Annotated in this window: 4 protein-coding genes; 3 read left to right on the forward strand and 1 reads right to left on the reverse strand. The window is 73.8% G+C overall.

Annotated elements, in window-relative coordinates:
- Nucleotides 1–110: 110 nt before the first annotated feature.
- The 3 genes from ACZ4A5_RS01420 to ACZ4A5_RS01430 are packed head-to-tail and all read left to right on the forward strand — an operon-like array spanning nucleotide 111 to nucleotide 3,822.
- Nucleotides 111–1,766, forward strand: a complete 1,656-nt coding sequence (locus ACZ4A5_RS01420) for a glycoside hydrolase family 13 protein (RefSeq protein WP_467576923.1) — start codon at nucleotides 111–113, stop codon at nucleotides 1,764–1,766.
- Between the two features lie 25 nt (nucleotides 1,767–1,791).
- Nucleotides 1,792–2,925: a LacI family DNA-binding transcriptional regulator gene (locus ACZ4A5_RS01425; protein ID WP_467576926.1), complete on the forward strand. Its 1,134-nt coding sequence runs from the start codon at nucleotides 1,792–1,794 to the stop codon at nucleotides 2,923–2,925.
- A 36-nt stretch (nucleotides 2,926–2,961) separates the two neighbouring features.
- Nucleotides 2,962–3,822 (forward strand): phosphatase PAP2 family protein, encoded by an 861-nt coding sequence (locus ACZ4A5_RS01430; RefSeq protein ID WP_467576929.1) that lies wholly within the window; start codon nucleotides 2,962–2,964, stop codon nucleotides 3,820–3,822.
- 28 nt (nucleotides 3,823–3,850) lie between these two features.
- Here the strand turns inward: ACZ4A5_RS01430 and ACZ4A5_RS01435 are convergent, their stop codons facing one another.
- On the reverse strand, nucleotides 3,851–6,916 hold the full coding sequence (locus tag ACZ4A5_RS01435; RefSeq protein WP_467576932.1) for a bifunctional [glutamine synthetase] adenylyltransferase/[glutamine synthetase]-adenylyl-L-tyrosine phosphorylase: 3,066 nt from the start codon (nucleotides 6,914–6,916) through the stop codon (nucleotides 3,851–3,853).
- Nucleotides 6,917–7,089: the final 173 nt, after the last annotated feature.

A 7,089-nucleotide genomic window follows, 5' to 3' on the forward strand; every position in this document is an offset into this window, starting at 1 on the left:
TCACCGGACGCGCCGGACGCGCGTTGACACCTTCGTACCGCCCGCACCACTCCGTACGGCCCTTCGCACCGCCTGTTTCCGTGACCGCACTTTTCGACCTAGGGAAGTACATGACCCAGGATCTCGCGCCCTCCGTCCGTCCGGCCGCCGACTCCTCGTCCGCGCACGCGGAGGGCTGGTGGCGCAGCGCCGTCATCTATCAGGTGTACGTGCGCTCGTTCGCCGACAGCGACGGTGACGGCATCGGCGATCTGCGGGGGGTCCGGCAGCGGCTGCCGTATCTGGCGGAGCTGGGGGTGGACGCGGTGTGGCTGACGCCGTTCTTCGCCTCGCCGCAGGCGGACGGCGGTTACGACGTGGCGGACTACCGCGCGGTGGACCCGCTGTTCGGTGACCTGTCGGACGCCGACGACCTGGTGCGGGAGGCGCACCGGCTGGGCCTGCGGGTCATCGTCGACATCGTGCCCAACCACACCTCCGAGCAGCACGCGTGGTTCCGGGCCGCGCTCGCGGACCGTCCGGGGGGGACGGCCCGCGAGCGCTATCACTTCCGGCCGGGCAAGGGCGTGGCGGGTGAACTCCCGCCCAACGACTGGGAGTCCGTCTTCGGCGGCCCGGCCTGGACGCGCACGCGCCTTCCGGACGGCACGCCGGGCGAGTGGTATCTGCACCTCTTCGCGCCCGAGCAGCCGGACCTCAACTGGGAGAACCAGGAGGTCCGGGAGGAGTTCGCGTCCGTGCTGCGGTTCTGGCTGGACCTGGGCGTGGACGGCTTCCGGATCGACGTGGCGCACGGCATGGTCAAGGCTCCGGGGCTGCCGGACATCGGCCGCAAGGAGCAGGCGAAGCTGATCGGCGCGCAGGTGCTGCCGTTCTTCGACCAGGACGGGGTGCACGAGATCCACCGCTCGTGGCGGGCCCTGCTGGACTCCTACGAGGGCGAGCGGATCGGGGTGGCCGAGGCGTGGGCGCCGACCTCGGAGCGGCTGGCGCTGTATGTGCGGCCGGACGAGCTGCACCAGGCGTTCAACTTCCAGTTCCTGACGTGCGCGTGGGACGCGGACGCGATGCGCACGGTGATCGACGAGTCGCTGGCCGCCACGCTGTCGGTGGGCGCGCCGACGACCTGGGTGCTCTCCAACCACGACGTGGTGCGGCACGCCACCCGCTACGGCGCCGGTGAGCCGGGCCTGCGGCGGGCGCGGGCGGCGGCGCTGCTGATGCTGGCGCTGCCGGGCTCGGCGTATGTCTATCAGGGCGAGGAGCTGGGGCTGCCGGAGGTCGTGGACCTGCCGGACGAGGTGCGCCAGGACCCGGCGTTCTTCCGGGGCGACGGCCAGGACGGCACCCGGGACGGCTGCCGGGTGCCGATCCCGTGGTCGGGCGAGGAGGCTCCGTACGGCTTCGGGCCGGGCGGCAGCTGGCTGCCGCAGCCCGAGCGGTGGCGGGAGCTGTCGGTGGCGGCGCAGTCGGGCGACCCGCGCTCGACGCTGGAGCTGTACCGCTCGGCGCTGACGCTCCGCCGTGAGCTGCCGGGGCTGGGCGACGGGAAGATGGTCTGGCTGGACGCGCCCGAGGGGGTGCTGGCGTTCTCGCGGCCCGGCTTCGTGTGCACGCTCAACACCCTGGGCGAGGAAGTGGAGCTGCCGGTGCCGGGGCGTCCGGTGCTGGCGACGTCGGCGCTGTCCATCGTCTTCCCGGAGGGGCGCAGCGCGGCCGGCACGGTCCGGATCCCCGCCGATTCCTGCGTCTGGTGGGCAGTCTGAGATGCGACCGGTAAGGTCCAGTCCTGTGACCGCCCGGCTTGCCGATATCGCAGCGCAGGCGGGTGTCAGCGAAGCAACCGTCAGCCGCGTCCTCAACGGGAAGCCGGGGGTGGCCGCCGCCACCCGCCAGTCCGTGCTGGCCGCGCTCGACGTGCTGGGCTACGAGCGGCCCGTCCGGCTGCGGCAGCGCAGCGCGGGCCTGGTCGGGCTGATCACCCCGGAGCTGGACAACCCCATCTTCCCGGCGTTCGCGCAGGTCATAGGGCAGGCGCTGACCCGGCAGGGGTATACGCCGGTGCTGGCCACGCAGACGCCGGGCGGCTCGACGGAGGACGAGCTGACCGAGATGCTGGTGGACCGGGGGGTCGCCGGGATCATCTTCGTCTCCGGGTTGCACGCGGACACCTCCGCGGATATGCAGCGCTACGAGCAGTTGCGCGCCCAGGGCGTGCCGTTCGTGCTCATCAACGGTTTTTCGGCCAAGGTGCGGGCGCCCTTCGTCTCCCCCGACGACCGGGCCGCGGTCCGGCTCGCCGTCACCCATCTGGCCGCACTGGGCCACCGGCGGATCGGGCTGGCGCTGGGGCCGCGGCGTTACGTGCCGGTGCAGCGGAAGATCGAGGGCTTCCTCGCGGCCATGCGGGAGGAGCTGGGGGTGGCGGAGGCCGAGGCGGCGGAGTCGGTGCAGCACTCGCTCTTCAGCCTGGAGGGCGGTCAGGCGGCCGCCTCGGCGCTCCTGGACCGCGGCTGCACGGCCGTGGTGTGCGCGAGCGACATGATGGCGCTGGGCGTGGTGCGCGCGGCCCGCCGGCGCGGCCTGGAGGTCCCGCGGGACGTCTCGGTGGTCGGCTTCGACGACTCGCCCCTCATCGCCTTCACCGACCCGCCGCTGACCACGATCCGGCAGCCGGTGCAGGCGATGGGGCAGGCGGCGGTGGGGGCGCTGCTGGAGGAGGTCGGCGGTACGCCCGCGCCGCACAGCGAATTCGTGTTCCTGCCGGAGTTGGTGGTCCGGGGTTCAACGGCTTCGGCGCCGGGCACGGCCCGTGGCGGAGCGAACACGCCCCTGCCCGAACAGGCCCGCACAGACGCGCGTACGGGCGCTCGTACGGTGCCGCCGAATCAGGCGCAAAGCGGCGAAGACCAGTCTTGGGGATGATCTGCCTCAGGCGGCCGTCTGGCAGACTGGTTGGCTATGGGTGAAGCGACAGTAAGGCAACTGGAAGGCCGCGCGGCCGCCCCGCCACCCACCGAGGAGCGAGCGGACCGGCCGTCGGCGGAACGTGCCACTCAGCGAAAACCCGGCTCGTGGAAACCGCGTTCACCGCGTCGGCCGCGCCTGTGGTTCGAGGTGCTGCTCATCGCGGTGAGCTACTGGACGTATTCGCTCGTGCGCAATGCCGTGCCCGAGCAAAGGGCGGCGGCGCTGCGCAACGCCGACTGGGTCTGGCGCACCGAGCACTCCCTGCACATCGCCGTCGAGCACTCCGTCAACCACGCGGTCAATTCCGTGACGTGGCTGATCGTGGGGATGAACTACTACTACGCCACGCTGCACTTCGTGCTCACCATCGGAGTGCTGGTGTGGCTCTACCGCTGGCACCCCGGGCGTTACGCCGCGGCCCGGCTGGTCCTCTTCGCCACCACCGGCGTCGCGTTGCTCGGCTACTACCTCTATCCGCTGGCCCCGCCACGGCTGATGAACAACGGCGGCTTCATCGACACGGTCGTGGTGCACCACACGTGGGGCTCGATGGCGTCGGGCAATCTGGCCGACATGTCGAACCAGTACGCGGCGATGCCGTCGATGCACATCGGGTGGTCGGCGTGGTGCGGCGTCACCATCGCGATGCTCGCCCGGCCCGTGTGGGTGCGGGTGCTGGGCGCGCTGTATCCGGTGGCGACGCTGGTGGTGATCGTGTCCACCGCGAACCACTTCTGGCTGGACGCGGTGGGCGGCCTGCTCTGCCTGGCGTTCGGCTTCGCGCTGTCCTACGGCTGGTACCGCACGTTCCCGTACCGCCTGGCCCGCCACGTGGCCACGGCGTCGGACTGAGTACCGGCGCCAGGGTCCGGGGAAGACGTCAGGACCCGTAGAAGCGCTCCTCGACGACTGCCCGGGCCCGTCTCGTGACGCGGCGGTAGTCGTCGAGCATCTCCCCCACGTGGCCCGGCTCGTAGCCGAGGTAGCGGCCGACGGCGGCCAGCTCGCGGCTGTGCGAGGGGAAGGTGTCGCCGGCCCGGCCGCGTACGAGCATCACGGCATTGCGGACGCTCGTCGCGAGCACCCACGCGTCATCCAGTATGGCCGCCTCCTCCGCGCTCAGCAGCCCGGCCGCGCAGGCCGCGTGAAGGGCCTCGCGGGTGCGGGTCGTGCGCAGTCCGGGCTCGGCCCAGCCGTGGCGCATCTGAAGGAGCTGCACGGTCCACTCCACGTCCGACAGGCCGCCGCGCCCCAGCTTGGTGTGGGTGGTGGGGTCGGCGCCGCGCGGCAGCCGCTCGGACTCCATGCGGGCCTTGAGCCTGCGGATCTCGCGTACGGCGTCCTCGCCGAGACCCTCGACGGGGTAGCGCAGCGGGTCGATCAGCTCGACGAACCGCTCCCCCAGCCCCGCGTCACCGGCGACCGGCCTGGCGCGCAGCAGGGCCTGGCTCTCCCACACCAGCGACCAGCGGCGGTAGTAGGCGGCGTAGGAGGCGAGGCTGCGCACGATGGGCCCGGACTTGCCCTCGGGCCGCAGGTCGGCGTCGACGAGCAGCGGCGGGTCGGTGGTGGGCAGTTGCAGGAGCCTGCGCATCTCGCTGGCGACGGCGGCGGCGGCGCGGGCGGCCTCCTCGTCGCCGACGCCCTCGCGGGGCTCGTGGACGAAGAGCACGTCGGCGTCCGAGCCGTAGCCCTGCTCGTGGCCGCCGAAGCGGCCCATGCCGATGACCGCGAAGCGGGCGGGGAGGGTGTCGCCCCACTCGGCGCGCACGGCGGCGCGCAGCGCACCGGCGACGGCGGCGGCGTTGAGGTCGGAGACGGCGGTGCCGACGGTGTCGACCCGCAGGTGGGTGTCCTTGATCTCGAGCTCGCGGCCGTGCACGGAGGTGCCGTTGCCGCTCCCGGCGGGTCCGTACGCGCCGATGATGTCGGCGGCGGCGGTGCGGAAGAGCTCGCGGCGGCGCACCCCGCGCACGGCCACGATCGCCGCCTCGGCGCCCTCCGCGCGGCCCACCGCGGACAGCACCTCCTGCTCCAGGGCCTCCCGGCCGCGCGGGCGCAGCCCTTCGGGGTCGCCGAGGAGGGCGACGGCCTCGGGGGCGCGCAGCAGCAGGTCGGGGGCGAGGCGGCCGGCGGAGAGCACCCGGGCGAGGTTCTCGGCGGCGGCGCCCTCGTCGCGCAGCAGCCGCAGGTACCAGGGGGTGCGGCCGAGGGCGTCGGAGACCTTGTGGAAGTTCAGCAGCCCGGCGTCGGGGTCGGCGGAGTCCGCGAACCAGCCGAGGAGCACGGGCAGCAGGGTGCGCTGGATCGCGGCCTTGCGGCTCACCCCGGAGGCGAGCGCCTCCAGGTGGCGCAGGGCGGCGGCGGGGTCGGCGTAGCCGAGGGCCTCCAGGCGGTGGCCGGCGGCCTTGGCGCTCAGCCGGATCTCGCCGGGCTCGAGTTGGGCGACGGCGTCGAGCAGCGGGCGGTAGAAGAGCTTCTCGTGCAGCCGGCGGGCCTCGCGGGCGTGCTTCTTCCAGACCTTGGCGAGCTCGGCGACCGGTTCGGTGCCGGGCGGCCACTGGAAGGCGCGGGCGAGGGAGCGGCCGAGGCGGCGCCGGTCGGCCTCCTCCTCGGGCATGAGGTGGGTGCGGCGCAGCCGGTAGAGCTGGATGTGGTGTTCGAGGGTGCGCAGGAAGCGGTACGCGGCGTCGAGCGCGGCGGCGTCGGTGCGCCCGACGTAGCCGCCCGCCGCGAGCGCGGTCAGGGCGTCGAGGGTGCCGCCGCCGCGCAGCGTCGCGTCGCTGCGTCCGTGCACCAACTGCAGGAGCTGGACGGCGAATTCGACGTCGCGCAGGCCACCGGGCCCGAGCTTGAGCTCGCGGTCGACCTGGCCTGCGGGGATGGAGGCGATGACGCGGCCGCGCATCTGCTGGACGTCCGCGACGAAGTTCTCCCGCTCGGCGGCCTGCCAGACGAGCGGGGAGACGGCGTCCACGTACTCCTGCCCCAGGGCCGCGTCACCGGCGACGGGGCGGGCCTTGAGGAGGGCCTGGAACTCCCAGGTCTTGGCCCAGCGTTGGTAGTAGGCGAGGTGGCTGGAGAGGGTGCGCACCAGCGGGCCGTTGCGCCCCTCGGGGCGGAGGTTGGCGTCGACGGGCCAGATCGTCCCCTCGGGGGTGACGTCCGAGCAGACGCGCATCATCCGCGAGGCGAGCCGGGTCGCGGCCTGCACGGCGGCGCCCTCGGCGGTGCCGCCGCGGGGCTCCCCCACGAAGATGACGTCGACGTCGGAGACGTAATTGAGCTCGCCGCCACCGCACTTGCCCATGCCGATGACGGCGAGCCGGCAGGCCGCGGCGTCCTCGGGGCGCTCCTCGGCCGCGATGTCCAGGGCGGCGCGGAGGGTGGCCGTGGCGAGGTCGGCGAGCTCGGCCGCGGTCTGGGCGATATCGGCGGTGCCGCAGACGTCCCTGGCGGCGATGGTCAGCAGGCAGCGCCGGTAGGCGGCGCGCAGCGCGTCGGCGGGCGCGAGCCCCGCGCCCCGCTCACCGCGCACCCCCTCGGTGAGGGCCTTCTCGAACTCCGGTGTCGTGGGGTTGAGGTCGGCCGGTTCATAGGTGAGGAGGGCGTGCCAGTCGCCGGGGTGCCGGGCGAGGTGGTCGCCGAGCGCCTCGGAGGCGCCCAGCACCCCGAGCAGCCGGTCGCGCAGGGGCTTGGCGGTGACGAGGGTGTCCAGCAGCGTCTGCCGCTCGGCGCTGCCGGTGGCCTCGACGAGCCGTACGAGCCCCTGGAGGGCGAGGTCGGGATCGGCGGTGGCGCCGAGCGCGTCGAGGAGCAGGGGGTCGGAGCGGACGGCCGCGAGGGCGGGGGTGTCGAGGAGGCGTTCGGCTGCGGCGGTGTCGGTGAAACCGTGGCGCAGCAGCCGGCTGTACGAACTACTGCGACGCCCCTGCGGCACGGTCATGGACTCTTCCTCTCCCCGGCCTGGTCCGTTGCGCTTCCCGGCCGCGGTACGGCATGTCAGCCCGTCCGGCGATCGAGGCCGCGGGGGGGGGGGGGGGGGGGGGGGGGGGGGGGGGGGGGGGGGGGGGGGGGAGGGGGGGGGGAGGGAAGGGGGGGGGGGGGGGGGGTGGCTGG

The organism is Streptomyces sp. NPDC025618 (assembly GCF_055558795.1).

Excerpts from the sequence above, each read along its gene's own strand:
- ACZ4A5_RS01435 (WP_467576932.1), bottom strand. The coding sequence starts at position 6,916 with ATGACCGTGCCGCAGGGGCGTCGCAGTAGTTCGTACAGCCGGCTGCTG.
- ACZ4A5_RS01430 (WP_467576929.1), top strand. The coding sequence starts at position 2,962 with ATGGGTGAAGCGACAGTAAGGCAACTGGAAGGCCGCGCGGCCGCCCCG.
- ACZ4A5_RS01420 (WP_467576923.1), top strand. The coding sequence starts at position 111 with ATGACCCAGGATCTCGCGCCCTCCGTCCGTCCGGCCGCCGACTCCTCG.